22 protein-coding genes and 1 other RNA gene are annotated in these 24,648 nt (G+C 52.0%); 5 read left to right on the forward strand and 18 right to left on the reverse strand.

All coding sequences use genetic code 11. The annotated features are described in order from the left end of the window. Nucleotides 1-66 precede the first annotated feature (66 nt). The 15 genes from ftsZ to mraZ all read right to left on the reverse strand — a co-directional run bounded on the left by ftsZ (nucleotide 67) and on the right by mraZ (nucleotide 16,978). Nucleotides 67-1,272: a cell division protein FtsZ gene (gene ftsZ / locus CWE22_RS06335; protein WP_169930501.1), complete on the reverse strand. Its 1,206-nt coding sequence runs from the start codon at nucleotides 1,270-1,272 to the stop codon at nucleotides 67-69. A gap of 66 nt (nucleotides 1,273-1,338) precedes the next feature. Continuing rightward, nucleotides 1,339-2,571: a cell division protein FtsA gene (ftsA, locus tag CWE22_RS06340; protein ID WP_169930502.1), complete on the reverse strand. Its 1,233-nt coding sequence runs from the start codon at nucleotides 2,569-2,571 to the stop codon at nucleotides 1,339-1,341. Nucleotides 2,572-2,581: 10 nt separating this feature from the next. Continuing rightward, entirely contained in the window at nucleotides 2,582-3,337 is a 756-nt protein-coding gene (locus CWE22_RS06345) for a cell division protein FtsQ/DivIB (RefSeq protein WP_244595966.1), read from the reverse strand. 1 nt (nucleotide 3,338) lies between these two features. Beyond that, nucleotides 3,339-4,265 (reverse strand): D-alanine--D-alanine ligase, encoded by a 927-nt coding sequence (locus CWE22_RS06350; protein ID WP_169930503.1) that lies wholly within the window; start codon nucleotides 4,263-4,265, stop codon nucleotides 3,339-3,341. Beyond that, nucleotides 4,262-5,758 carry a UDP-N-acetylmuramate--L-alanine ligase gene (murC, locus tag CWE22_RS06355; protein WP_169930504.1) on the reverse strand — a complete coding sequence of 499 codons (1,497 nt, stop codon included), beginning with the start codon at nucleotides 5,756-5,758 and terminating at the stop codon, nucleotides 4,262-4,264. Before murC ends, CWE22_RS06350 begins: the two co-directional genes overlap by 4 nt. Then, nucleotides 5,755-6,876, reverse strand: a complete 1,122-nt coding sequence (gene murG / locus CWE22_RS06360; RefSeq protein WP_169930505.1) for an undecaprenyldiphospho-muramoylpentapeptide beta-N-acetylglucosaminyltransferase — start codon at nucleotides 6,874-6,876, stop codon at nucleotides 5,755-5,757. Before murG ends, murC begins: the two co-directional genes overlap by 4 nt. Then, the gene (gene ftsW / locus CWE22_RS06365; protein ID WP_169931047.1) at nucleotides 6,873-8,102 is read right to left on the reverse strand and encodes a cell division protein FtsW; all 1,230 of its coding nucleotides are present in this window, start codon (nucleotides 8,100-8,102) and stop codon (nucleotides 6,873-6,875) included. The genes murG and ftsW overlap by 4 nt, the downstream gene beginning before the upstream one ends. A 4-nt stretch (nucleotides 8,103-8,106) precedes the next feature. Then, nucleotides 8,107-9,483 (reverse strand): UDP-N-acetylmuramoyl-L-alanine--D-glutamate ligase, encoded by a 1,377-nt coding sequence (gene murD / locus CWE22_RS06370; protein ID WP_169930506.1) that lies wholly within the window; start codon nucleotides 9,481-9,483, stop codon nucleotides 8,107-8,109. 15 nt (nucleotides 9,484-9,498) lie between these two features. Continuing rightward, on the reverse strand, nucleotides 9,499-10,581 hold the full coding sequence (gene mraY / locus CWE22_RS06375; RefSeq protein ID WP_169930507.1) for a phospho-N-acetylmuramoyl-pentapeptide-transferase: 1,083 nt from the start codon (nucleotides 10,579-10,581) through the stop codon (nucleotides 9,499-9,501). Continuing rightward, nucleotides 10,575-12,029, reverse strand: coding sequence for a UDP-N-acetylmuramoyl-tripeptide--D-alanyl-D-alanine ligase (locus CWE22_RS06380; protein ID WP_169930508.1), 1,455 nt, complete (start codon nucleotides 12,027-12,029; stop codon nucleotides 10,575-10,577). Before CWE22_RS06380 ends, mraY begins: the two co-directional genes overlap by 7 nt. After that, entirely contained in the window at nucleotides 12,026-13,507 is a 1,482-nt protein-coding gene (murE, locus tag CWE22_RS06385) for a UDP-N-acetylmuramoyl-L-alanyl-D-glutamate--2,6-diaminopimelate ligase (RefSeq protein WP_169930509.1), read from the reverse strand. Before murE ends, CWE22_RS06380 begins: the two co-directional genes overlap by 4 nt. Continuing rightward, nucleotides 13,500-15,275, reverse strand: a complete 1,776-nt coding sequence (locus CWE22_RS06390) for a peptidoglycan D,D-transpeptidase FtsI family protein (protein ID WP_169930510.1) — start codon at nucleotides 15,273-15,275, stop codon at nucleotides 13,500-13,502. Before CWE22_RS06390 ends, murE begins: the two co-directional genes overlap by 8 nt. Continuing rightward, on the reverse strand, nucleotides 15,266-15,583 hold the full coding sequence (gene ftsL / locus CWE22_RS06395) for a cell division protein FtsL (protein ID WP_169930511.1): 318 nt from the start codon (nucleotides 15,581-15,583) through the stop codon (nucleotides 15,266-15,268). Before ftsL ends, CWE22_RS06390 begins: the two co-directional genes overlap by 10 nt. Next, nucleotides 15,573-16,523 carry a 16S rRNA (cytosine(1402)-N(4))-methyltransferase RsmH gene (rsmH, locus tag CWE22_RS06400; RefSeq protein ID WP_169931048.1) on the reverse strand — a complete coding sequence of 317 codons (951 nt, stop codon included), beginning with the start codon at nucleotides 16,521-16,523 and terminating at the stop codon, nucleotides 15,573-15,575. Before rsmH ends, ftsL begins: the two co-directional genes overlap by 11 nt. After that, entirely contained in the window at nucleotides 16,520-16,978 is a 459-nt protein-coding gene (gene mraZ, locus CWE22_RS06405; RefSeq protein ID WP_169930512.1) for a division/cell wall cluster transcriptional repressor MraZ, read from the reverse strand. The genes rsmH and mraZ overlap by 4 nt, the downstream gene beginning before the upstream one ends. Before the next feature lie 248 nt (nucleotides 16,979-17,226). Here mraZ and CWE22_RS06410 point away from each other — a divergent pair, with 248 nt between their 5' ends. Continuing rightward, nucleotides 17,227-19,461, forward strand: a complete 2,235-nt coding sequence (locus tag CWE22_RS06410) for a putative bifunctional diguanylate cyclase/phosphodiesterase (RefSeq protein ID WP_169930513.1) — start codon at nucleotides 17,227-17,229, stop codon at nucleotides 19,459-19,461. A gap of 2 nt (nucleotides 19,462-19,463) precedes the next feature. On the opposite strand, the gene rnpB is transcribed toward CWE22_RS06410, so the two are convergent. Further along, nucleotides 19,464-19,825: RNase P RNA component class A (gene rnpB / locus CWE22_RS06415), an RNA gene on the reverse strand. Between the two features lie 11 nt (nucleotides 19,826-19,836). Beyond that, on the reverse strand, nucleotides 19,837-20,688 hold the full coding sequence (gene rsmI, locus CWE22_RS06420) for a 16S rRNA (cytidine(1402)-2'-O)-methyltransferase (protein ID WP_169930514.1): 852 nt from the start codon (nucleotides 20,686-20,688) through the stop codon (nucleotides 19,837-19,839). A 59-nt stretch (nucleotides 20,689-20,747) separates the two neighbouring features. On the opposite strand from rsmI, the gene CWE22_RS06425 reads away from it, so the two are divergent. Genes CWE22_RS06425 through dolP form a run of 4 tightly spaced genes read left to right on the forward strand, consistent with a single transcriptional unit; the run spans nucleotide 20,748 to nucleotide 24,190 of the window. Further along, on the forward strand, nucleotides 20,748-22,643 hold the full coding sequence (locus CWE22_RS06425; RefSeq protein WP_169930515.1) for a penicillin-binding protein activator: 1,896 nt from the start codon (nucleotides 20,748-20,750) through the stop codon (nucleotides 22,641-22,643). A gap of 2 nt (nucleotides 22,644-22,645) precedes the next feature. Next, nucleotides 22,646-23,014: a YraN family protein gene (locus CWE22_RS06430; protein WP_169930516.1), complete on the forward strand. Its 369-nt coding sequence runs from the start codon at nucleotides 22,646-22,648 to the stop codon at nucleotides 23,012-23,014. Between the two features lie 34 nt (nucleotides 23,015-23,048). Continuing rightward, nucleotides 23,049-23,624 (forward strand): SIS domain-containing protein, encoded by a 576-nt coding sequence (locus tag CWE22_RS06435; RefSeq protein ID WP_169930517.1) that lies wholly within the window; start codon nucleotides 23,049-23,051, stop codon nucleotides 23,622-23,624. Continuing rightward, on the forward strand, nucleotides 23,621-24,190 hold the full coding sequence (gene dolP, locus CWE22_RS06440) for a division/outer membrane stress-associated lipid-binding lipoprotein (RefSeq protein WP_169930518.1): 570 nt from the start codon (nucleotides 23,621-23,623) through the stop codon (nucleotides 24,188-24,190). The genes CWE22_RS06435 and dolP overlap by 4 nt, the downstream gene beginning before the upstream one ends. A gap of 11 nt (nucleotides 24,191-24,201) precedes the next feature. Here dolP and CWE22_RS06445 read toward each other — a convergent pair whose 3' ends face one another. Beyond that, nucleotides 24,202-24,648, reverse strand: coding sequence for a ClpXP protease specificity-enhancing factor (locus CWE22_RS06445; protein ID WP_169930519.1), 447 nt, complete (start codon nucleotides 24,646-24,648; stop codon nucleotides 24,202-24,204).

Here is a 24,648-nt window from a genome sequence, read left to right on the forward strand (position 1 = left end):
CCAAAACTTGAAAAAACCGCAATTTTTTCAGGCCCTTTACCCCTTTTTTACGTCAAATAGTGGTGTTTAGTCCACTTGGCGACGTAAAAACGCAGGAATATCTAAGTAATCCATATCCTTACCCGCACCTGCTTTCGGTTTTGCCGCTGGTTTCACCACTTCGTCTTCGATCTGTTCTTGATACTCTTCTTCTTCGATCAATTGACGTGCAGTGGCTGCACCTTCGTAGCCGCCGCTCGAACGACCATACAGTGATTCACGACGCGGTTGCTGCTGATTGTTGACCAGTGAAATATCTGGCTTGCGCTCAGCGCCGATACCGGTTGCGACAACAGTGACGCGAAGTTCTTCAGACATCTCAGTATCAATAACCGTACCAACAATGACCGTAGCGTTTTCAGATGCAAAGGCTTTGACGGTATTACCCACAATATCGAACTCATCGATACTCAGGTCCATACCCGCAGTAATGTTGACTAGTACGCCACGAGCACCAGAAAGATCGATATCTTCCAATAATGGACTGTTAATCGCCATTTCTGCAGCTTCTTGAGCACGGTCTTCGCCACGCGCGACACCGGTACCCATCATGGCAGTACCCATCTCACGCATAACCGCACGAACATCCGCAAAGTCGACGTTGATCAAACCAGTGCGAGTAATCAAGTCAGCGATACCCTGTACAGCGCCCAAGAGGACGTTGTTGGCTTCGCTGAATGCATCCAACAAACTGGTTCCTTTACCGAGAACTTTCAGTAACTTCTCGTTCGGGATGGTGATCAATGAATCGACATAACGAGCCAACTGCGCAATCCCTTCGTCCGCAATAGCCATACGCTTTTTGCCTTCAAATGGGAATGGCTTGGTGACCACCGCAACGGTCAAAATACCGAGCTCACGCGCCACTTCTGCAACCACGGGAGCCGCACCAGTACCGGTACCACCGCCCATGCCAGCCGCGATGAAAATCATATCGGCGCCTTGCAGTTGTTGTTTAATTTGCTCACGCGTTTCTTCAGCAGCTTGGCGACCAATTTCCGGGTTCGCGCCCGCGCCGAGACCTTTGGTGAGGTCATTACCTAATTGAATGGTGATATGCGCGCCATGGTTACGCAGTGACTGCGAATCCGTATTGGCGGCAATAAACTGCACCCCTTCAATGTTGGCATGAATCATGTGTTTCACGGCGTTACCACCGCCGCCCCCGACGCCAATCACTTTAATGACTGCATCTGCGTCAAAATTGTCTACAACTTCGAATACTTCAGACATGTTGTTTCTCCTTTACCTGCTTATTGTACTACCCCAAAACTCTTCCAAAAATTCTTATTTTAATTCTTAGAACTCACCCTTAAACCAACCATGGATGCGCTTCCATAAACCCATCACGTTGGTGCTGCTCGCTTCTTTCTGGCGAGCTAATACGTCTTCTTGCCCATAGCGCAGTAAACCGACAGCCGTCGCATAGGTCGGGTCCTGCACATAATCACTCAGACCTTGCATACCCAGCGGCTCACCGAGTCGCACCGGCATTTGGAAAATTTCTTCCGCAAACTCAATCGCGCCTTCCATGCGGCCACTGCCACCCGTCATGACAATGCCGGCAGCAATTTGATCTTCGAGTCCGCTTTGCTGAATTTCATCTCGTACTAATTCGAACAATTCGCCATAACGAGGCTCGACTACCTCAGCCAGAATATGGCGCTGCATGATCCGCGATGGACGCCCGCCAACAGAAGGCACTTCAATATTGTCGTCTTTGCTCACCATGTCGCGCAGTGCACACGCATACTTGGTTTTAATTTCTTCCGCATGATTCAGTGGCGTCCGGAAAATCTTCGCGATGTCACTGGTGACCTGATTACCCGCCGCCGGAATGACCGCGGTGTGGCGCAACACGCCACCGGTATAAATACAGATGTCGATGGTACCTGCACCCATATCGACTAACGCCACGCCGAGATCCTTTTCATCGTCCGTCAAAATCGAATAGCTCGATGCCAACGCCGAGAAAATCAGTCGATCAACCGTTAAACCACAGCGCTCAACCGCCTTCTGAATATTCTTTGCCATGTCGTTGGCACAGGTGATGATGTGCACCTTGGCTTCCATCCGCACGCCTGACATACCAATTGGGCTCTTGATGCTTTCTTGTGAATCAATGACGAATTCTTGTGGTAACACATGCAAAATGCGGCGTTCTTGCGCAATGGGTACCGATTTGGCGGCGTGGATGACGCTATCCACATCATCCTGGGTCACTTCGGCTTCGTTGATCGGCACCATGCCACTTTCGTTTTGGCAGGCAATATGACGACCGGAAATATTCAAGTAGACCGAAGCAATGCGGCAATCGGCCATCAGCTCGGCCTCTTCCACAGCGCGTTGAATGGACTGCACCACTAGGTTGAGGTCGTTGACACCACCCTTGTCCATGCCACGTGCAGCCGACGCGCCGACACCGATGATACTGATATCACCATCGGGAATAATCTCGCCGATCAGCGCAACAATTTTACTTGTGCCGATATCGAGACCAACCACCATGTTCCGTTCTGCTGCTTTAGACATGTTTTACTCTCTACTTTTTATTCGTCTGTTTATTATCGTTTTCCGAATTCAGCCACCGCACTGCAACTCCGGTGTCGTAGCGCAAGTCAATCGATTCAATCGGTTGCTGCTTGTGCTCGACAATACGCGGATACAAATCAATAAAGCGCTGCATCCGCTCGAGTAATCCCTCGCGCCCCAAGCGTAATTCAATGCCTGAAGCTAAAATAACAGTTACCGCAAAGCGTTCACTCAGTTGCAGGCTGACCGCACTATGGCCGTTCAACTGCAACAATTCTTGCGCTTGTCGATAAGCTTCGATGGTCTCATCGACTGCATGCTCAGGACCGGCCAAATAGGGCAACTCGGTAGTCAGCACGCTTTTATCCGCGCGAAAAATCTCACCATCTTCATTCACCAATGCATCGCTACGTTGGCCGGCATTCCAATGCGCGAGTGGCCGCTGTTCAACCACATAAACCTGCAAAATATCAGGCCATTCCTTACGTACTGAAGCGCGGCGTACCCATGCCATCGCTTCAATGCGCTGCCGAATTTCATCGACATCGGCTGAGAAAAAACTGCCCAACTCAGCACCTTGCAATTCAGTTCGCACTTCAGTCGCTGTCACGTAGGTCAACTCACCCTGCACCACCAAACGCTTCAGTGGCACTTCGTTGGCATCCATGGCGGTGTCGTACAACCACATCCCACCACCAATGGCCCCTGCTAGCACGCATACAAAAAACGTGAAGCCGAGCCAAAATTGCCAACGTACCGCGGCCACCTTAATCCTCGTGTTCAGTCAAACTGAAATCGAGAATTTCTAACACCAATTGCTCGAAGCTCAGTCCGGTCGCCCGCGCAGCCATGGGCACTAAACTCTTAGCGGTCATGCCTGGTACCATATTCGCTTCCAACAATTTAAATTCACCCAAGGCGTCACACATCACATCAATGCGACCCCAACCACTGCCAGCCACGGCGCGAAAAGCGCTGACGGCTAATTGCTGTAAAGCCTGCTCTTGCAGCGGCGATAGTCCAGCCGGACAGTGATATTGCGTATCGCCAGCCTGATATTTGGCGGCATAATCATAAAATTCATGTGTTGTTTGCAACCGAATAGACGGCAGCGCACGCTCACCCAAAATACTGATGGTATATTCCGGACCCGCTAACCAAGCCTCAACCAAGGCTTCTTCATCGTACTCGTGCGCCAATTGCAAGGACTTCGTCAAAGCTTCCGGCGTGTTCGCCGAACTCATGCCAATGCTCGATCCCTCTTGGGCTGGCTTCACCATGACCTTGCCACCAAGCTGACGGAGTAACCCTGCAGGATCAATTGACTGGCCGCGACGGATCACCACGCTCTCTGCAACCGGCAACCCTTGCGCTTGCCAGATTTGTTTGGTCCGCACTTTGTCCATCGCTAAAGCACAACCCAGTACACCGGTGCCGGTATAGGGAATACCCAAGTATTCCAAAGCACCTTGCACGGTTCCGTCTTCCCCACCGCGACCATGCAACACCACAAAGGCGCGACTAAAATTCTGGTCAACCAATTGAGTGAGTGCTTGCTCACTGGGGTCAAACGCGTGAGCATCCACCCCCTGCGATTGCAACGCCCCCAAGACCGCGGCACCTGAACGCAGCGAGACTTCTCGCTCGGCGGAATGACCGCCCATCAATACCGCGACCTTGCCATACTGCTTCATACTTGGCCTCCTGCTTGCGTCGCACTCGCGCGTAATTGTTCAGGTTGAAGTTCGGTAGCAGCAAGATCACGTGCTAACGCACCAATATTTCCAGCGCCTTGCGCGAGCAACAGATCACCGGGCTGCAATAAGTCTGCCAAGGTTTGCTTCAACTCGGCTTGGCTGCCGACATAAATCGGTTCAAGTTTGTTGCCACCACGCATCCGTAATGAACGTGCCAACGCACGGCTATCAGCGCCAGCCACCGGTGCTTCACCAGCACTGTAAACATCGAGCAGCAACACCACGTCGGCTTGCGCAAGGACTTGCACGAAATCGTCGTACAAGTCACGGGTGCGTGAGTAACGATGCGGTTGAAACGCAATCACCAGACGCCGCTCGGGCCATCCAGCACGGGCGGCAGCAATAGTTACTGCTACTTCCGATGGGTGGTGACCGTAGTCATCGACTAACATCACATCACCCTCGGCATCGTTAGCAGTCAGTGGATACAAGCCCAAATGCTGAAACCTGCGACCAATGCCTTCAAACTTGGTGAGCGCTTGTACGACAGCATCGTCATCAATACCCTCATCGGTCGCGACAGCGATGGCGGCCAAGGCGTTTAAGCAATTATGCTTACCCGGTAAATTAACCGTCACTTGCAGCGGCTCACGACCGGCGCGATGCACGGTGAAACTACTTTGTCCACGCGCTTGCTGATAATCCGATGCGCGCACGTCGGCATCGTCGCTAAAGCCATAAGTAATCAGCTGACGACCCACTCGTGGCAGCAACTCGCGGACCACAGGGTCATCGACACACATCACTGCCAAACCATAAAACGGCAGGTTGTGTAGAAATTCGACGTAGGTATCCAACAATTTGTTGAAGTCGCCGCCATAGGTGTCCATATGGTCAGCTTCAATATTCGTGATCACGGAAACCATCGGTTGTAAGTGCAAGAACGATGCATCCGATTCATCCGCTTCGGCAATCAAGTACTTGCTGGTTCCCAGCCGCGCGTTGGTGCCGGCACTATTTAGCAAGCCGCCAATGACAAAAGTTGGGTCTAAGTCTGCCTCAGCAAAAATACTCGCGATCAGTGAAGTTGTTGTGGTCTTGCCATGGGTTCCAGCAATGGCAACACCATGTCGGAATCGCATCAGCTCTGCCAACATCTCGGCGCGGCGTACAATCGGAATAAACGCTGCTTTAGCAGCGACTAACTCAGGGTTGTCGGCTCGAATTGCAGTACTCACCACCACCACGTCAGCGCCTTTCACATGCTCGCTCGAGTGACCGATAAATATCTCAGCGCCGAACTGACGTAACCGTTGGGTATTCGCATTTTCGGCAATATCTGAGCCCGCAATGTCATAGCCTTGGTTCACCAATACCTCAGCAATGCCGCCCATACCGGCGCCGCCGATACCGACAAAATGGATACGACGAACTCGTCGCATCTCTGGCACGCTTACCACGGTAAATGGCTGGCTCTTCAACTGCGTCATACTCGTCCTGCCTTGATTGCTTCTGGGTTGGCCCAGCGTTCACATTGATTCACCACTGCATCGGTAGCCTTCGGATAGGCGACCGCGGCAGCATTTTTTTGCATACTGCGACGCAGCTCAGCATCGGCAAACAAAGGTGCCAATCTCTGCACCGCAGTGCTCGTCTTGCCTAGTGTTGTTTGTGGCAACAAAATGCCAGCGTCAGCACGCACTAATTCCATGGCGTTCGCGGTTTGGTGATCGTCGACGGCATGGGGCAGAGGTATCAATACCGCAGGCTTACCTAGCAGCGCTAGCTCAGCGACCGTCAATGCGCCAGCACGACAGATCACGACATCAGCTGCGGCATAAGCACTTGCCATGTCGTCAATAAAGTCGACTACGGTCACGCGGGTAAACGCTTGTTCGGCATACAACTGCTCTACTTCTGTTTGTCGACCCGCTCCACACTGATGGACCACCTGTATGGGTTGGTCACCCAACTGCTTTTGCAGCTCGGCAAACACCCGAGGCAACGCTTCGTTCAAAGCCGTGGCACCGAGGCTGCCGCCAATCACTAAGGCCGCGACACCCACGCGCTCTGTTGTCGATTGCGCGCGTTGCTGCCGTGCATTCTCCAATACTTGCTCGCGCAATGGGTTACCAGTGACATCGGCTCTGGGTAGTTGTTTTCGAGCTGCGGCAAAGCCAACCATCACGTGACTCGCGAAACGCGCTAAGAACTTGTTAGTCATGCCGGCAACCGCGTTTTGTTCATGCACAAGCACTGGAATCCCACACCAACGTGCAGCGAGTCCCGCCGGTCCACAGACATAACCACCGAACGTCACCACTAACTGAATTCGCTCGCGGCGGAGCAACTGACGACATTGCCATGCAGCCCTCAGTAACTGCCATGGCATGCTCAGTTTGCGCATCAGCCCATGTCCTCGCAGCCCCTGCATACCAACGGTCTCAAGCTGAAAACCTGCGTTGGGTACCACTTTCGATTCCAGTCGACCTTCAGCGGTGCCAAGCCATAGCACTTGCCAGCCATAGCTGCGCAGTTTTTCTGCCACGGCCAACGCCGGGAATACATGTCCGCCAGTACCCGCAGCAGCAATCAATACTCGATTCATGCGCGCCTCCCTGACCGCGGCGCCACTTTCATGGAGCCAATGCGAACTTCATAGTCCAGTCGTAGCAGAATACCTATGGTGATACAGCTAATCAGCAAACTGGTACCGCCGTAACTGACTAATGGTAATGTCAGTCCTTTCGTTGGTAATAGACCTGCGGCAGCACCAATGTTGACCATGGCTTGAAAGGCAAACCAGACACCAATGCCATAGGCCATAAAACCGCCAAACTGGTGCCCACGCTCCAATGCGCGGCGTCCCAATTGCATCGTTCGAAATACCAGTGCAAAAACCAGCACGAGTACGGTAAGAATGCCGACGAAACCAAGCTCCTCGCCAACCACAGCCATAATGAAATCGGTATGTGCTTCGGGCAGATATTGGAGCTTCTGAATACTGTTACCCAAACCTTGTCCAAACCAGTCACCGCGCCCGAAAGCCATCAACGATTGGGTCAATTGATAGCCACTCCCAAAAGGGTCCTGCCACGGGTCGAGAAACGACACCACACGGCGCATGCGATAAGGTTCAAAGTAAATCAAAAATGTCAGCAACAAGCTGATAGCGACAAAAATTGCGAAGAACTGCCAGAGTCGCGCACCTGCTAAGAACAACATGGCCACCACGATACTGGTCATCACCACCGCCGAACCGAAGTCAGGCTGCAACAGCAGTAAACACCCGAAGATGAACAAGACCGCTAGGGGTTTAATAAAGCCACGTAAATTTTCCTGCACTTGGTCATGACGACGGGTGAGGTAGCTGGCTACGTAAGCGACAAAAAATAGTTTCGCCAGCTCGGCAGTTTGCAGTGTTAGTGGGCCGACTTTGATCCAACGTTTAGCACCGTTCACCTCATGCCCAATAATCAGCACCATCACTAACATGCCAATCGCAATCAGCAGCAACACCGCAGAGCCACGGAACCACACTTGAATAGGTACTTGCACGACGGTTGCTAACAGTCCCATACCCAGTGCCAGATACATGCAGTGACGGAAAAAGAAGTGAAACGGATTATCGGTTAACCGCTCAGCCACAGGGAATGAGGCCGAAGTGACCATCACCAAGCCAATGGCCAACAACGCCAAGCTCAACCACAGCAATACTCGATCATACAATGGTGCTGACTCAGGTTGCCACCAACGCAACCAACGCTGCCATGGTTGGCTGCGTTCACTAGTCTGTGTGATGCCCAGTTCTAATTGTTGTTCAGCAGTTGATATCGACTTAGTCATAATAAGCCTCCACTGCTTGCCGGAATTGCTCACCACGGTCTTCATAATTGCGGAACATATCGAGGCTTGCGCAAGCCGGCGATAACAACACCATGGATCCTGGCGTAGCTCGCTGCGCAGCAACACTGACCGCTTCGGGTAGATCTTTGACGCGCACATGCGGGCGCTCTTGGGCAAAATTCTGGCTGACCCGATCGGCATCACGACCAAAGGTGATAAGCACATCTACTTGGTCAAGCGCCTTACGAAATGCTTTAAAATCAGCGCCTTTTGCATCGCCGCCGGCAAGCAGAATCAGCTTGCCTGAAACCAAACGCCGCACGCCAAAAATAGCCGCTTCAGCAGCCCCGATGTTGGTCGCCTTCGAATCATTGATCCACACGACACCGCCTTGCTCCAATACGGTTTCGCAGCGATGCGGCAGCCCTTTGAATGATTTCACAGCTGCGATCACCTGTTGCGGTTCTACTCCAACGGCGTATGCCAAAGCCAATGCGGCTTGCACGTTCATTAGGTTGTGCATCCCCGCTAATTGCAACTCCGCGGCTTTGGCGAGCGCGTGACCTTTAAATTCAATGCTAGCCTCACCGCCATCAACGCCAATTCCGAATAGATGTGGGCGCTCAGCCTCGCTTGCATCCAGGCCGAATGTGAAATGCTGACGCGGTGCCATGGACATGGGTTCGGTGACCTGTTGCTCACGATTCCAAACGGCGCAACGGGCATTTTGATAAATCCGTTGCTTGGCATCTGCATAATCGCGGCGGGTGTAATACCGATCCATATGATCGTCCGAAACATTCAGCACGGTAGCCGCTGCTAAGCTAAGATTTGCCATCAGCTCGAGCTGAAAGCTCGAAAGTTCCAGTACATACACGTCATAGTCAGCATCATTCACCACTACATCGAGTACTGGCACACCAATATTTCCTGCTACGGCCACACGCTTGCCGGCGGCTTCCAGTAATGCTGCGGTTAATCGAGTCACAGTTGACTTACCATTGGAACCGGTAATGCCGATTACCGGCTTGGTGGCAAGGCGCGCAAAAATATCAATATCACCAATCAGAGGGATCTCAGCATCGGCCGCCAACTGCAATTCTGGCAAACGCAAATCGACACCGGGGCTGACGACCAAGACATCCATCTGGAGCAATAACGCTGGATCTAAAGCGCCTAAATGCACCTCGAGACCATCATGCAGTTCAGTCAACGCCGCTAAATTAGAGGGTTGCTCACGGGTATCGAATACCACTGGCTCGACACCTTGTGCCAATAAATAACGCACCACAGACAGCCCGGTCTGGCCGATTCCGACCACACCAATGGTGTCATACTGTGTTAGCGATTTATTGAGCAGAACAGTCATAATTTGCGTGGTGCCTTATCTCAGTTTCAATGTAGCAAGTCCAATCAGGACAAAGACCAACGACAAGATCCAAAACCGCACAATCACGCGCGGCTCTGGCCAACCTTTTAACTCATAGTGATGATGAATGGGGGCCATCCGAAATACGCGTTTCCCGCGTAGTTTGTAAGAGCCGACCTGCAGCATCACCGATACTGTCTCCATCACGAACACACCGCCCATGATGAACAAAACGAATTCTTGACGAACCAACACAGCAATCATGCCCAGTGCCGCACCGAGCGCGAGAGAGCCAACATCACCCATGAACACTAACGCTGGATAAGTGTTGAACCAGAGAAAACCGAGTCCGGCGCCGCATATGGCTGTGCAGACGATAATCAATTCACCGGCGAGCGGTAAATGAGGAATATTGAGATAGGCGGCAAAGTTAACGTTACCGGCGGCATAAGCGAAGATTCCAAGTGCCGCTGCAACCATAATGGTCGGAACGATTGCAAGACCATCGAGACCGTCGGTCAAGTTGACCGCATTGCTGGTTCCTACCACCACAAAGTAAGCCAATACAATGTACATCAAGCCTAATTGCGGCATGATATCTTTGAAAAAGGGTACGAGCAGTTGGGTCTCTGCACCCACGGTGGCGTTGGCATATAAAAACACTGCTGCTGCGGTGGCGATGACCGACTGCCAGAAATATTTCCAGCGCGCGGGTAGGCCTTTCGAGTTCTTTTGCACGACTTTGCGGTAATCATCAATAAAGCCCACCAGACCAAAGCCCAGAACAACACCAAGCAACACTTGGACGTAGCGATTGGATAGGTCCGCCCAGAGCAATGTCGAGATCACGATTGCGGCAATGATGAGCACACCACCCATAGTGGGTGTGCCCGCTTTGCTTAAATGCGACTGAGGTCCGTCATCGCGAACCGATTGGCCTATTTGCAGGCGCTGTAACCAGCGAATCAACCCAGGGCCCATCCATAACGCAATCAATAATGCAGTCAACACGCTCAAAATGGCGCGCATCGTCAAATACGAAAAGACGTTAAAGAATGTCGCGTACTGGGTTAAGTACTCCGCCAACCACACTAACATGCGTGTTTTCCTTTTTCGGTGTAGCCGGGTTGCAGTTCGTTCTGGCGCGTTGTTAAAGCTTCGATGACACGTTCCATGTGCGCACTGCGTGACCCTTTGGCAAGAATCGTCATTGGCGCTTTGGCTTGTTGTACGGCTTCAATTACACCTTCAATGAGCGCATCGAACTGTGAGAAGTGACGTCCACCGCGACCATTGAAAACTTCGCTCGCGCTTTGACTTAGCACCCCGAGCGTAAATAAATTGTCGATGCCCGCTTGAATGGCATAGGCACCGACTTCCTCATGGTATTGTCTGGCTTGTGCACCCAACTCGCCCATATCACCCAGAATCATCAAGCGAAAGCCCGGGTACGCAGCAAGCGTATCGAGAGCTGCTTTGACGGAGCCAACATTGGCATTGTAGGTGTCGTCAATAAGGCGCAATTGTGGTGTTAAGGTCATCACATTGAGGCGCCCGCTGACTGGCGTTAATTGGTTGAGAGCTGAGGCTGCATCAGCCAGCGCACAACCTACCGCAAGCGCAGCCGCAATGGCTACTAAAGCATTGTCAACGTTGTGTAAACCTGGCAATGACAGCTGCACTCGAGCGGTTTGTGCGGTCGGTTCCAGTGTCGATAGTCCTGCCGGAATATGCGCCGTGAAACTGGCGCAACCTTGATCATTCAATTCGACATCCGTTGCTGCGATGTGCGGTTGCACATCATCCGACTGTCGGCCAAACGTGAAATGTGTGCGCTCTGCAAGCTCTTGCTGCCAGCATTCGGCAAACTCGGAGTGGGCTGGCGTCAACGCAATTCCTGCAGGCCCTAAACCGCGGAAGATCTCGGTTTTGGCACGAAACACACCATGCACCGATCCAAAGCCTTCCACATGCGCCGGCGCGACATTATTGATGATAGCGACATCGGGCATAGTCAAGCGCGTCGTGTAAGCAATCTCACCCGGATGATTTGCGCCTAATTCAATCACCGCGAATTCATGTTGCGGCTCGAGTCGTAGCAACGTCAGTGGGCAACCGATGTCATTGTTAAAGTTGCCACGTGTGGCCAGCACATCGCCGCGGGTTTGCAGAATGGCCGCTAACATCTCTTTGACGCTGGTTTTACCGCTACTACCGGTAATCGCGATAGTTTTTGGCGCTACTTGTGCTTTCACTGCTGCGCCGAGTTGCCCCAGTGCATGCCGAGTGTTCGGGACGATTATTTGTGCGACACCACGGCGCGTATCCATGTCTATTGGGCGTTCAACCATAATAGCTGTAGCGCCTTGATCAATAGCATCAGAAATGAAATCGTGGGCATCAAAATGCGGCCCTTTCAGGGCAATAAATAAACAGCCTGGCGGCAGTGAGCGGGTATCCGTGCTCACTTTATTAATCGTGCAATGCTCGCCCTGTAACTCGCCATCTACGGCGGCAGCTATCCACTGTAAACTCACTGTTATCATGAGCGCACCTCGACTGATTGTTGCATCTGCTCAGCAACCCACGCGCGTTCGTTATAGTCGACTCGCTCGCGGCCAATAATTTGATAATCCTCGTGACCTTTCCCAGCCAGCAAGACAATGTCCTGCGGCGCTGCAGCAGCTATAGCAGCAGCTACAGCGTCACGACGTCCATGCTGAACCTGCACATGCTGGCGCTGATGAATGCCCGTCATAATGTCGTGAACGATTTGTTCAGGCGGTTCAGTGCGCGGGTTGTCATCCGTCACCACCACTTGATCGGCATATTGCGCAGCCACTTGCCCCATTTGCGGACGCTTACCGCGGTCACGATCACCGCCGCAGCCAAACACGCACCATAATTTGCCTTCACAATGCCGACGTAGGTTCTGCAATACTTGCTGGAGCGCATCAGGTGTGTGAGCGTAATCAACAATCACTAACGGCCGTTGGGGGGCGGTAAATGATTCCATCCGCCCGGGAATAGGTTGTAACTCAGCAACAGCTTGTGCAACTTGAGCAAACGAATATTTCAGCGCACATAACGTGGTCATTGCTGCAAGTACGTTAAACACGTTAAAGCCACCTAATAGTGGGCTGCTCACCGCAAACTCTTGAACCTCATCCGTTACGCGAATATGCGCCTTAAACGTGGTTCCCGTGGTGGTGTAATGAATATCCGTTGCCCAGACGCTGCGCTTGGTATTTTGTGGTGTCGTTGCAAAGCGCCAGCTATCAGTACGGTCAGGTAACCATGCTGCAACCGCGCTGTCGTCGGCATTCAATACACTCACTTGGGTGTCTAACTCGGTAAATAAGCGACGTTTCGCGCCAGCGTAATTCGCCATAGTGCCGTGATAATCTAAATGGTCGCGACTGATATTAGTCGCGATGCCGGCGGCAAATGAGATGGCGTCTACGCGGCGCTGCACCAACGCATGGGATGAGACTTCCATCGCAACATTCACTGCTCCTTCAGCACGCAGAGCCGACAGGCGCTGTTGGACCGCAATCGCGTCTGGTGTGGTATGGGTTTCCGGGACCAAACGACCAGGGAAACCACTGCCGGTAGTACCGATAACACCCGATTTTTCACCGAGTGCCTCGAGCAACTGCGCCACAATATAGGTCACCGAGGTTTTCCCGTTCGTGCCGGTCACACCGATGACTCGCATCTGCTGCGCGGGCTGCTGATAGAACCGAGCAGCAATAAAGGACAACTCATTTTTCAGTTGTGGTACCTCGATCACGATGGCACTGCCACGTTGCTCAATCCCGTAGCTGTCTGATTCAGCCAACACCGCAATGGCACCTGCATCTAACGCAGCATCGATAAACTGACGGCCATCACTTTGATAGCCTGGGACCGCGACAAACACATCACCACCCGCTACTTGGCGGCTGTCTAACTTCAAGCCAGTAACCGGAACCTCGGGTAGCGGTAACGGATAGTTAGGTAATAAATGACTGAGCTTAATCATCGGCACCTCCACCAGTCGCTACGGAACCAGCAAAGCCAGCCACGCGTGGCTGAGTATCTTCGAGGTTATCCGGTGCGATATTCATGATGCGCAGTGCATCTCCGACAATTTCTGCAAAGACCGGTGCCGATACATCGCCACCGTAATATTCATCGCCGCTCGGTTCGTTTACGGTCACGACCACTGCAATACGTGGGTCGCTGACGGGTGCGATGCCGGCAAATAGTGTGACGTATTCATCACCATAACCACCCGCGACTGCTTTGCGTGAGGTACCGGTTTTACCAGCAACGCGGTAGCCGCGTACTCGGGCCTCTTTTGCTGAGCCCTTCATGACTACATTTTCAAGCATACTCAGCACCGCATCGGCGTTCTCCCGACTGATGACTTGCTCACCTTCAGGAATACCCTCACGACGTTGAATACTGAGCGGGCGTTTAACGCCACCGTTACCAATAATCGCGTAAGCTTGGGCTAGTTGCAGGGTGGTTACCGATAACCCATAGCCAAAGGACAAAGTCGCCACTTCAAAGTCAGACCAGCGGCGCCGATTTTGCAAAATGCCGAAGCTCTCGCCCAACATCGCTACACCGGTATCATTACCAAGACCTAACGCCGCGTAAGTAGCCATCATATTGTCAATGCCCGCCTCCAACGCGATACGGGCCGACCCCATGTTACTGGAGTTTTCTAAGACTTCGCTTACGGTCAGTTCACCACGATTTCTCGGATCGCTGACTCGTCGACCACCCAAGCGCATCCAGCCCGGATGGGTATCAATGATGTCATCTTTGCGAATTACCCCGGCTTCGAGACCGGCCAATACAGCCAGAGGCTTCATGGTTGAGCCAGGTTCGTAAGAGTCGGTAATCGCCCGATTACGCAGCTTGTGCGGTTGCATATCGTTGCGATTGTTAGGGTTAAAGGACGGGCTATTGACCATCGCGAGTACTTCACCTGTTTTGACGTCGACAATCACAGCCGATCCGGACGTTGCCTGGTGATAGCGCACGGCTTTTTTCAGTTCGGAATAAGCGAGTGATTGCAAACGTTGGTCAATACTCAGTGTGAGTTGTTGTGGTTCTTGAGCAGCGGTGACGCGAATCTCTTCAACAACCCGTCCTTGCGCATCCTTGCGATAAACACGCTCACCGGGAATACCCGTGAGTACTTGATCATAAATAGCTTCAAGGCCTTCGATACCGCGGCCATCGATATCGGTGAAGCCCACCACATGGGCAGCGATTTCACCAACGGGGTAAAAGCGTCGTGATTCAGTTTTCAAATGCACACCGGGAATGCGCAACTGCTTCACAAAATCAGCCACCCCAGGGGTCACTTTGCGTTCTAGGTAAACAAACCGACGCGTTGGATCTTCGACTTTGCTGATGAGGTCATTCACATCAACACGGAAGACTTCTGCGAGTGCCAACCAACGTTCACGGTCTGCGAGACCATCACCGTCATGAACTTGTTTCGGATCGGCCCAAACCGTCTGCACCGGCACACTGACCGCCAACTCGCGCCCATTACGATCAACAATAGTGCCGCGCTGCACCATGGTCGTATCGGCTCGCAGTGAACGGCGATCGCCTTCAAAAATCAGTCGCTCAGGTTCAATGACCTGAATATAAGCTGCACGAGCAACCAACGATGTGAAGACCAAGAACAGCATACCGAGCGCAAAGTAGAAGCGACCATGCGCCAAGTGCGGCTGAATTTTCTTCAACCGTTTGTTTAAACTAGGGCGAGGAGATTTTATTGCCATGGAACCAGCACCTCCTGTTCGCCTTCAGGACGCACCATGTCGAGGCGCTGCTCTGCAATCCGCTCGACGCGACTATGCTCGGTCAACGCCGTCTCTTCAATTTGTAAATGACGCCATTCGATATCGAGTTGATCACGCGCCGACAACAGGTCATCGCGCTCAATGGTGAGCTGTCGATGGGCATGGGACACGTAGATCACTGCCAATGCTGAGACGATGACTAATAAAAACAGCAAAACCAGCACAAATTGCTGGCGTAAATCATCCACTAACACACTGATAAGGCCAGGTACGCGACTAGTCGTCATAAGCTAACCTCGCCGCGATACGCAGGACTGAACTACGAGCCCTTGGATTGGCACTAATTTCTGCAGCACTGGGCTTGATTGCCTTACCCACCAACCGCAGTGTCCGCCCGCGGTCAAACTCATCGTCACGCACGGGCAAGCCAGCGGGGATTGGACGTCCCTGACTTTGCGCACGCATGAAACGTTTGCTGAGGCGATCTTCGAGTGAGTGAAAGCTTATCACGGCCAACCGACCGCCTTCTTTTAATGCTGGAATAGCTGCGGCTAAGCCCGCTTCAATTTCTGTCAGCTCTCCGTTCACGTGAATGCGGATGGCTTGAAAACTGCGCGTAGCCGGATGCTTGTGCTTATCTTTAAATGGCACCGCTTGGTCGATCAGTTGCGCCAATTGTTTGGTAGTCGTAAACGGCTGCTCCTCGCGTTGCTTCACAATGGCTTGAGCAATGCGCCAGGCAAAGCGCTCTTCGCCATATTCACGCAAAACAAAAGCGATCTCATCGGCAGTTGCCGTATTCACAAAATCAGCAGCGGTGGGGCCGGTGCTGGTATCCATGCGCATATCGAGTGGGCCTTCACGCATGAAACTAAAACCGCGCTCAGCGTCATCAAGCTGTGGGGATGAAACGCCAAGATCGAATAAAATGCCGTCCAAGCGCCCCTGAAGCTGGTGCGTTTCGACAACTTCGGCAAGTTGTGAGAAAGGAGTGTGGATGATGGTAAAGCGTGGATCGTCAACCAATTCCGCTGCAGCTGCTATCGCGGTGGGGTCGCGATCCAGTGCATAAAGGTGGCCTTGGTCATTTAATTGAGACAAAATCGCCCGTGAATGCCCCCCTCTTCCGAAGGTAGCATCGAGATACAGTCCGTCTGGTCTGATCGCAAGAGCCTCAATCGACTCCTGTAACAGCACCGAGACATGTTGCGGCGCTTTTGTCATTATAATGAGAAGTCTTGTAGTCGTTCACTGAGTGCCAAATCGTCTTGTTGTTCTGCGGCCATATCGGCTGCAACTTGAGTTTGCCATGCTGCGTCTGACCAGAGTTCGAACTTGTTCAATTGACCAACAATCATGATCTTTTTACTTAAGTCCGCGTGTTGGCGTAGCGTAGGCGCTATTAAAATGCGTCCCGCTTTGTCCATCTGGCAATCTTCAGCATGACCCAGCAATAACCGCTGGAGACGACGCTCTGCGGGGTTCATGCTAGATAAGGTGGTGAGCTTTTGTTCAATCAGTTGCCACTCGGGCAACGGATACAGCAATAAACAAGGTTGCTTGATATCAATGGTGCAAACCATTTGGCCATCACAGTCTAATAGGAGGCTTTTACGATACTTTGCTGGTATCGCAAGACGCCCCTTCTCATCTAGACTTAATGATGCTGCACCACGAAACATGATAATTGATCCACTTTTACCCACAAATCCCCACAAGGTGACAGTCTAGGTGTCGATCTTTCCTACTGTCAAGAAAAAAAGTGGTGTTTGCGATGTGTAGCGGCGCAATTTGTTGACCATAAAGACGCACGTTTGAGCACTTGACGAGAAGTTGTATCTACAGGATGATGCGTAAAGGTCGCGTCCACTCATTATAAGAATAACAATAAACGTCCTTCACCATGAGCAGACAACTAAAGAGTAGTGTCGTGAGTCAAGCGACTACTGAACAACAAGATGGGAGCAGCAGCGAACGCTCCAAGTGGCGCATCGTGCGTTATGCTGTGGTCTTGTTATTCATTACTTCGGCCCTTCTGTATGCCGTCTACTTAGTGGTTGATAGCGAGCGCCAACAGCAACTTGAAATTGAAAAGCGACGCGCAGTTGAACAGCTCACTGCGATGCGCGGTCGTCTCGAACAACGCATTCTCGCTAATACGCTCGTGCTGCGCGCACTGCGCCCGGAAATTCTCTGGCAAGACACTCCAGATCGGTTGCGACTGCAGCGACTGATGGACGAATTCCTCTCGACCGACCTCGATATCGAGCATCTTGCTCTCGCTCCAGACTTAGTGATTCGTTTCGTTTACCCACTGGCTGGTAACCAGTCGGCTCTGGGTTTCAATTATCGAACATCAGCATCACAGTACGGTGACATTCTGCGCACCATTGCCGCGCAAGACATAACCATGGTCGGCCCTATTCAATTGGTGCAGGGTCGCGAAGCGTTTGTGGCTCGCATGCCAGTATTTGATGAACAAGGCGAACTTTGGGGGGTGACGTCATTAGTCATCAATCCACAACATTTATTGGACGGCGTCGAGTTTAGTCAGCATCCCGAGTATGTATTTGCGTTGCGCCACAAAATGGAGGACGCCGACAATGTTGCGTCCGCATTCGCAGGCCCTAATCTAATTTTTAATAAAGATGCCATGGTTACCGATGTTCGCATACCGCGAGGCATGTGGGAATTGGCCGCTTACCCACGCAAAGGAGTCTGGGTCGAGGAGCCTTATTCCTTCTTCCTGCATTGGTCCATCGGTATTGCGCTCACCGCTTTTATCATCTCGTCCTTTATGGTGTTGATGATTACCCAACAACGGTTACGTCGTGCTATTCGCACCATCGCCTTTCAAGCACGTTTCGATCCACTAACGGAACTGCCGAACCGTAATTACTTCCAGCAGCAGCTGGATCGTGTGATTCGTACCTCGATTCGGCACGAACAACAATTTGCGGTGTTATTACTCGATCTCGACCATTTACGCGAGATCAATGACGCTCTGGGTCATGACATTGGTGATGAATTGTTGAAGAACGTCGCTAGTCGAATTCGGCAAAGTATTCGCGCTGATGACCTATTGGCACGGATCGGTGGTGATGAATTTGCGATTGCATTGCGTGATTTGGAGGATGCCTCACAAGCCGAAGCACGAGCCAAAGTGATCATGAGTGATTTGTTGAACACACTCGACATCGAACATAACCATATCAACATGACCGCCAGCGTTGGTATCGCGATGTTCCCTACCGACGCCACTGACGTACAAACCTTGGTGAAACATGCCGAACTCGCGATGTACGCAGCCAAAACTACAGGTTCGCTCAGTGTTTACTTCTTTGACGAGCAGTTACGGCAAACCACTGAGAAGCATATTGCGTTACACCATCAGATCATTCGCGGCTTAGAAGAAGGTCAGTTCCGCGTCTACTACCAGCCGGTTATTGATACGGCGAGTCATAAAATGACACGTTGTGAAGCGCTCATTCGGTGGGAGCACCCTGAGCGAGGTATGGTATCGCCAGCGGAGTTTATCCCGATTGCTGAGAAAACCGGTGCCATTATTGGCTTGGGCGAATTTGTCATGCAGCAGGTGGTCAAAGATTGGAAATACTTTGCCGATGACAACCTCGATGTCACCATTGCCATCAACCGCTCACCTCGAGAATTTAATGACCGCGAGGCAGCTGATCACTGGCTCAAAATTTTGAAAGAAAGTGGTATGCCGGCGGATAAGCTGATGATGGAAATTACTGAATCGATGCTGATGCGCAATAAAGAACGCCAGTTTATGAACTTGCGCAAATTGCGCGACGCCGGCGTGCATTTAGCTATCGATGACTTTGGTACCGGTTACTCGAGCTTGAACTACCTGCGTTCGTATCCCATTGATGTGATCAAGATTGACCGTAGTTTCTTGCAAGATGTGCCGTATCACGGTCAGCAAACCGCTCTCGTCGAAGTATTGATCCGCATTGCCCACACGTTGAACATGCAAGTGATTGCAGAGGGTGTCGAGACCGAAGCGCAAGTCGATTTCTTACGGGCACAAGATTGTCATTACCAGCAAGGGTTCTTCTACGGACAAGCAGTGCCGCGTGATGAGTTTCTCAAAATGGCGCATACCTTTAACCAGACTAAAGGCAAGCTGAAGAAAAGTTAGAAGTCGGGAGCCAGCCGGTAAGCCGGGTTCTGTCGAGGACAATCATTCGTCTAGCCGCTAAGTCACCCTAGCGTTCAAGCAGTCTACCCGGGTTCAACGCGGGCCGCGCCAATGAACCCCTATTTGACCTTGCTCCGGGTGGAGTTTACCGTGCCACGAACTGTTACCAGCCGCGCGGTGCGCTCTTACCGCACCCTTTCACCCTTACCTGATCCTGCTTACGCAGGCCATCGGCGGTTTGCTCTCTGTTGCACTAGTCGTCGGCTTGCGCCGCCCAGGCGTTACCTGGCACCCTGCCCTATGGAGCCCGGACTTTCCTCCCCCTAGCAGTTTCCCACTAGGCAGCGATTGTCTGGCTGACTCCCGCGGCGGATTCTACGCTTGATCGGCCTCTAAAGCCAGTTGATAGAGCGCGTTTTTGCGCACGCCATGAATTTCTGCGGCAAGCGCCGCGGCCTTTTTAAGCGGTAACTCTTTGCGTAGCAGTTGCAACGTTGCTAATGCTTGTGGATTTAAGTCGTCCGCAGCAGCGGGCTCGGCACCACCTAGCATCAGAACGATTTCGCCACGCTGTTGATTGCTATCGGCTAATACTTGCTCCTCGACCGCGGCAATAGAGCCATGTAAGTACGTCTCAAACTGCTTGGTGAGTTCGCGCGCCATGACCAAAGGGCGGTCGTCACCAAACACGGTTCGTAAATCCGCCAACGTATGCGTGATGCGATGTGGCGACTCATAGAACACCAAAGTGCGAACTTCTCCCGCGAGTTCTTTTAATTTGGCACGTCGCTGTTGTGGTTTAGCCGGCAAAAAGCCCTCGAATGTGAAACGATCGGTCGGCAGCCCCGCCGCCGATAATGCAGTCGTTATCGCACAAGCTCCTGGCAGCGCACTGACGCGGATATTTGCGGCGCGACACTGTTGCACCAGGACATAACCCGGATCACTGATGAGCGGCGTCCCAGCGTCACTAATGAGTGCCAATGACTCGCCTGCTTGAAGTCGTTGTATCAATAGCTGCGACTTGTTGCGTTCATTGTGCTCATGCAATGCAATCAACTCCGCTTTAATGCCGAAGTGCTGTAATAGCTGTCCGCTATGGCGAGTATCTTCTGCCGCGATTGCAGCAACATCGCGTAAGACTTGAATTGCACGCTCGGTCATATCGCTCAAGTTACCAATGGGTGTGGGCACAATAAAGAGCGTCCCGTGAGTCGAAATAGACATGTTAACCCCTAGTAAAGACCGCACTGCGCGTTGTGTCAGGTCACGCGTACGTTTATAGTATGGCCATTCAGGCAAGCGATAAGTTGGATGCTATTGTGCCAAATATTTACTCGGCAAAGAAGCTGTTGGTTGTGATCACTGTGCTAACCCTCAGTGCCTGCGCATCTGGGCCGCGCCAGACAGATTCCCCGCGGACACCAGAACAACCCACTGTAACTGACGTTGCGCCACAAGTTGGCATCAGTGCTCAACGCAGTAGTCGTGAATGGCTAGATCTAGCGCAACAAAGCGAAGGTGACCCACGCAACGAGGCACTACTCAATGCGGCTGCACAGTTCCAACGCGCCGGTCAATGGCAGCATGCTGCTGCTGTCTTAGCGCAATCGCAAAATCACATCAGTAATAGTCAACTAACACAAGCGCACTTACATTTGCGTCAATACCTGTTGGCGCAGCAAGCGGCGCATGAGAGTGAATGGCAGCAAGTGGATTTATTTATTCGCCCTTTGCTTACCCCAAGAGTAAGTACCCACTTCGGCGACGAAGCTTTGCAACTAGCCATTCGAAGTCAGCTCGCACAAGATCGTTGGGAGCAAGCATCTGTTTATCAGTTGCAACGGTTAGACCGTGGTGACATCGCTAGCGATGACGTCGATGCGGTATGGTCATTGCTGCAACATGTGCGTGAACCGGAAACGCTCGCTCTTGTCGAGCCGACGAAATTGACTCGCGGTTGGCAGCAATTGTTAGTCACCCTGCATCAGGCTGCGGCAGACCCTAGCGCTGGTCAGTCGCTTTGGCAACGATGGTTGGCGCAATTTGAGCAACATCCTGCCACCAACTTGGCGGCAGAATTGTTAGCAGAAGCGAGTGAACGTTCGCCACAAAAAGCACTGGTATTACTGCCCCTAACCGGTCAATTTGCAGAGCAAGGACAGGCAGTTCGCGACGGCATGATTATGGCATTGGCGCAACGGCCGGAACTCGCCATCACTATTGTTGATACCCAAAGTCTCGATTTCGCGACAATTCCCGAGCTGCTGCAACAGGAGCAAGCGGATGTATTAATAGGCCCGCTGCTGAAGGACAACATTCCGCGAGTGGATGCCACCGCATTGCCGTCGCAGTTACAGTGGTTAACGTTGAATGAGCCGGCCGGTAATTTAACGGTGTCTCTGGATCGGCAGCGATTTTATGCATTGGATACAGAGACCGAAGTGCGTCAAGCCGCACAACACATTCACGCCTTAGGTCATCGATCGCCCTTGGTGCTATTTCCGCAATCCAATCGGGGTGAATCACTCAGCCAAGTTTTTAGCGATACTTGGAAACAGCTACAGGACAACGGCAGCTTGAGCTTTGGCACCTACCAAACACCTGATGATATGAAGGCTACGGTGCAAAGTCAGTTAGGAGTGACGCAAAGCGAAGCACGTATTTGGCAAGTCAAAATTGCTGCGGGCAAAATCATCGTCGACTCGCAGGCGCGCAGCCGCGCAGATATTGATGCTATTTATTTAGTGGGTGGCATCGAGCAAACACGTTTGTTGAAGCCGTTTATTGACGTCAACATAGCGCCATTTATGCAACCGATTCCCGTCTACGCAAATTCTGGCAGTCACACCTTACGCAATGACTTGAGCGAGAATGACCTGGATGCCGTTCATTTTACCGATGCGCCTTGGTTGCTCCCTGAGCATCCCCGTCATCAGCAGCTTGAGCAATTGATTGAGTTGCGCAAGCACTGGGGTCATAACTTGGCACGTCTTGCAGCCTTTGGTCATGACAGCGTTCTACTGACCCAGCAAGGATACTGGCTAGCCGCGCTCCCCGGATTAACGGTCGATGGACTCACAGGCGCATTGCGCTTAGACACCAATCGTGTGCTCCGGGAACTGCAGTGGGCACGCTATGATGGTCATCGAGTCGTTGCCGATACAGAAGCCGCTAACTAGTTTTGGTCGAGCCTCAAACCCACGGCAAAAAAGGCTTCGGGAATCGAGGGGAAGCGCAAGCTATAGCCCATTTAGAAGCGCATGATCTACGTTTGGTGGCACAGAATTACCGCTGTGATCACGGTGAAATTGACCTCATCATGCAGCACGAACAAACCTTAGTGTTTGTCGAAGTCAAACACCGCAGTGATGAAAATTTCGCAACGGTAGTGGAACAAATTAGTGCTGCTCAATGTCGACGTATACGACGTGCAGCCCAGTATTTTTTAATGTCGCAACAACTCGATGAACACCGTGTTCATATGCGCTTTGATGTTGTGGCTATTGTTGACAATCCAAGCCAATTACATTGGCTAGTCGACGCGTTCTAAGCGTTGACTGATACCCAGAAAAAACAAGGACTCCATGATGCAGGACTCTGTAAAAGGTATTTTTACCGAAGCTATTCAAACGCAGATCGCCGCTGCTGATCAATTACAGGAACCCTTGCTGCGTGCCGCCGAGTTACTTGTCGATACGCTACTGAATGGACGACGCATCTATTGCTGTGGTGAGAATATGGCTCACGCGAGCGCAAGGCATTTCGGTCACATGATGCTGACTGGTTTGAACTTTGAGCGGCCACCATTCCCCGTGACTGCATTGCATGCCGACTTCGGCGCCAAAGAACACGAGGCCATTTTTGCCCAGCAAATTCTTGCTGCTGGTCAAGCCGCGGATTTGCTCATCGTACTCAGCTCGGGTGCCCAAGCACCACGCGTTAGCAAAGCCATGGAAGCCGCCGTTGCGCGAAATCTGTTTATTATCGCAATCACCAGTGATGCCGATACTGATGTCGCAGGTTTGCTTGGCCCTGATGATGTTGAAATTCGTATTCCATCACGCAACACCGCGCGCGTTAGCGAACATATTTTGCAACTCGTGAATATGCTCTGCCATCTTGCTGAACAACATATTTTCCCGCAGGAGATAGACGAATGAAGACCTTACAACGAGCAACTCTAGTTGTCGTATTTACCCTGTCATTGAGTGGTTGTGCAGCGGCACTAGTCGGCGCTACTGCGGTTGGTATTGCTTCAGCGAGCGATAGCCGCACGGTCGGGGCGCAAGTAGATGACCAAGCCATCGAAGTTAAAGCCATTACCGCCCTGCAACGCGAAGACAAGCTTGATAATGCCCGTATTCAAGTCGTCTCATTCAATCGCTCGATTTTACTGATGGGACAAGTGGCGAATCGAAATCTAAGTGACCTCGCGGCCAACAAGGTCCGTTCGATTGACGGTGTGATTCGGGTTCACAATGAGATTCGAGTTGCCGACGTGATTGGTGTACAAACCATTTCCAAAGACACCTGGATCACTAGCAAAGTCAAAGCACAATTACTTGCCAGTAAAGAGGTCGAAGGTTCACGTGTAAAAGTCGTCACCGAGAATGGCGAAGTGTTTTTGATGGGGATCGTGAGTCGTGCAGAAGCACAAACCGCTATCGACATTGCGCGTAACATCAACGGAGTGACGCGCGTCATCGACGCCTTCGAAATCCGCTAATACACCAGTCGCTATTTAACGACTTTGAGGTGTGAGGTTTTGCGCTTTGGTTTGTTGGAAGCTTCGGCTGCGGGTTCAACTGCTGGTGGCGCGCCAGTGGCAGTAGGCTCGTCATCGGTGAGACTCATATCACGCTCTTCTGAATAGTACGCTTCTTCTTCAAACAAGGTGCCTGCACCGTTTTCACGAGCATACAGCGCCATCACGGCTGCCATAGGGGCAACGACGTGGTGGGGTTTGCCGGAAAAGCGGGCATTAAATTCAACGAACTCATTATGCATCTGCAATTGTGCAACCGCGGTGGGCGAAACGTTCAGAACAATTTGACCGTTCTTGACGAATTCCCACGGCAATTGGCAGCCAGTAATACTGGCGTTCACAACTAAGTGCGGAGTCAATTGATTGTCCACTAGCCACTCGTACATCGCCCGCAGTAAATACGGGCGACGAGGGCTCAT

Origin of the sequence: Pseudidiomarina aestuarii (genome assembly GCF_003987355.1) — a bacterium.
In the GTDB taxonomy this organism is placed as follows: Bacteria; Pseudomonadota; Gammaproteobacteria; order Enterobacterales; family Alteromonadaceae; genus Pseudidiomarina; species Pseudidiomarina aestuarii.

Coding starts and splice junctions, on each gene's coding strand:
- mraY (WP_169930507.1), bottom strand. CDS start 10,581: ATGTTAGTGTGGTTGGCGGAGTACTTAACCCAGTACGCGACATTCTTT.
- CWE22_RS06390 (WP_169930510.1), bottom strand. CDS start 15,275: ATGGCAATAAAATCTCCTCGCCCTAGTTTAAACAAACGGTTGAAGAAA.
- murE (WP_169930509.1), bottom strand. CDS start 13,507: ATGATTAAGCTCAGTCATTTATTACCTAACTATCCGTTACCGCTACCC.
- CWE22_RS06350 (WP_169930503.1), bottom strand. CDS start 4,265: ATGAAGCAGTATGGCAAGGTCGCGGTATTGATGGGCGGTCATTCCGCC.
- ftsZ (WP_169930501.1), bottom strand. CDS start 1,272: ATGTCTGAAGTATTCGAAGTTGTAGACAATTTTGACGCAGATGCAGTC.
- dolP (WP_169930518.1), top strand. CDS start 23,621: ATGAAGACCTTACAACGAGCAACTCTAGTTGTCGTATTTACCCTGTCA.
- CWE22_RS06445 (WP_169930519.1), bottom strand. CDS start 24,648: ATGAGCCCTCGTCGCCCGTATTTACTGCGGGCGATGTACGAGTGGCTA.
- mraZ (WP_169930512.1), bottom strand. CDS start 16,978: ATGTTTCGTGGTGCAGCATCATTAAGTCTAGATGAGAAGGGGCGTCTT.
- CWE22_RS06435 (WP_169930517.1), top strand. CDS start 23,049: ATGATGCAGGACTCTGTAAAAGGTATTTTTACCGAAGCTATTCAAACG.
- CWE22_RS06425 (WP_169930515.1), top strand. CDS start 20,748: ATGGCCATTCAGGCAAGCGATAAGTTGGATGCTATTGTGCCAAATATT.
- murD (WP_169930506.1), bottom strand. CDS start 9,483: ATGACTGTTCTGCTCAATAAATCGCTAACACAGTATGACACCATTGGT.
- murG (WP_169930505.1), bottom strand. CDS start 6,876: ATGAATCGAGTATTGATTGCTGCTGCGGGTACTGGCGGACATGTATTC.
- rsmI (WP_169930514.1), bottom strand. CDS start 20,688: ATGTCTATTTCGACTCACGGGACGCTCTTTATTGTGCCCACACCCATT.
- murC (WP_169930504.1), bottom strand. CDS start 5,758: ATGACGCAGTTGAAGAGCCAGCCATTTACCGTGGTAAGCGTGCCAGAG.
- ftsA (WP_169930502.1), bottom strand. CDS start 2,571: ATGTCTAAAGCAGCAGAACGGAACATGGTGGTTGGTCTCGATATCGGC.
- ftsL (WP_169930511.1), bottom strand. CDS start 15,583: ATGACGACTAGTCGCGTACCTGGCCTTATCAGTGTGTTAGTGGATGAT.
- CWE22_RS06380 (WP_169930508.1), bottom strand. CDS start 12,029: ATGATAACAGTGAGTTTACAGTGGATAGCTGCCGCCGTAGATGGCGAG.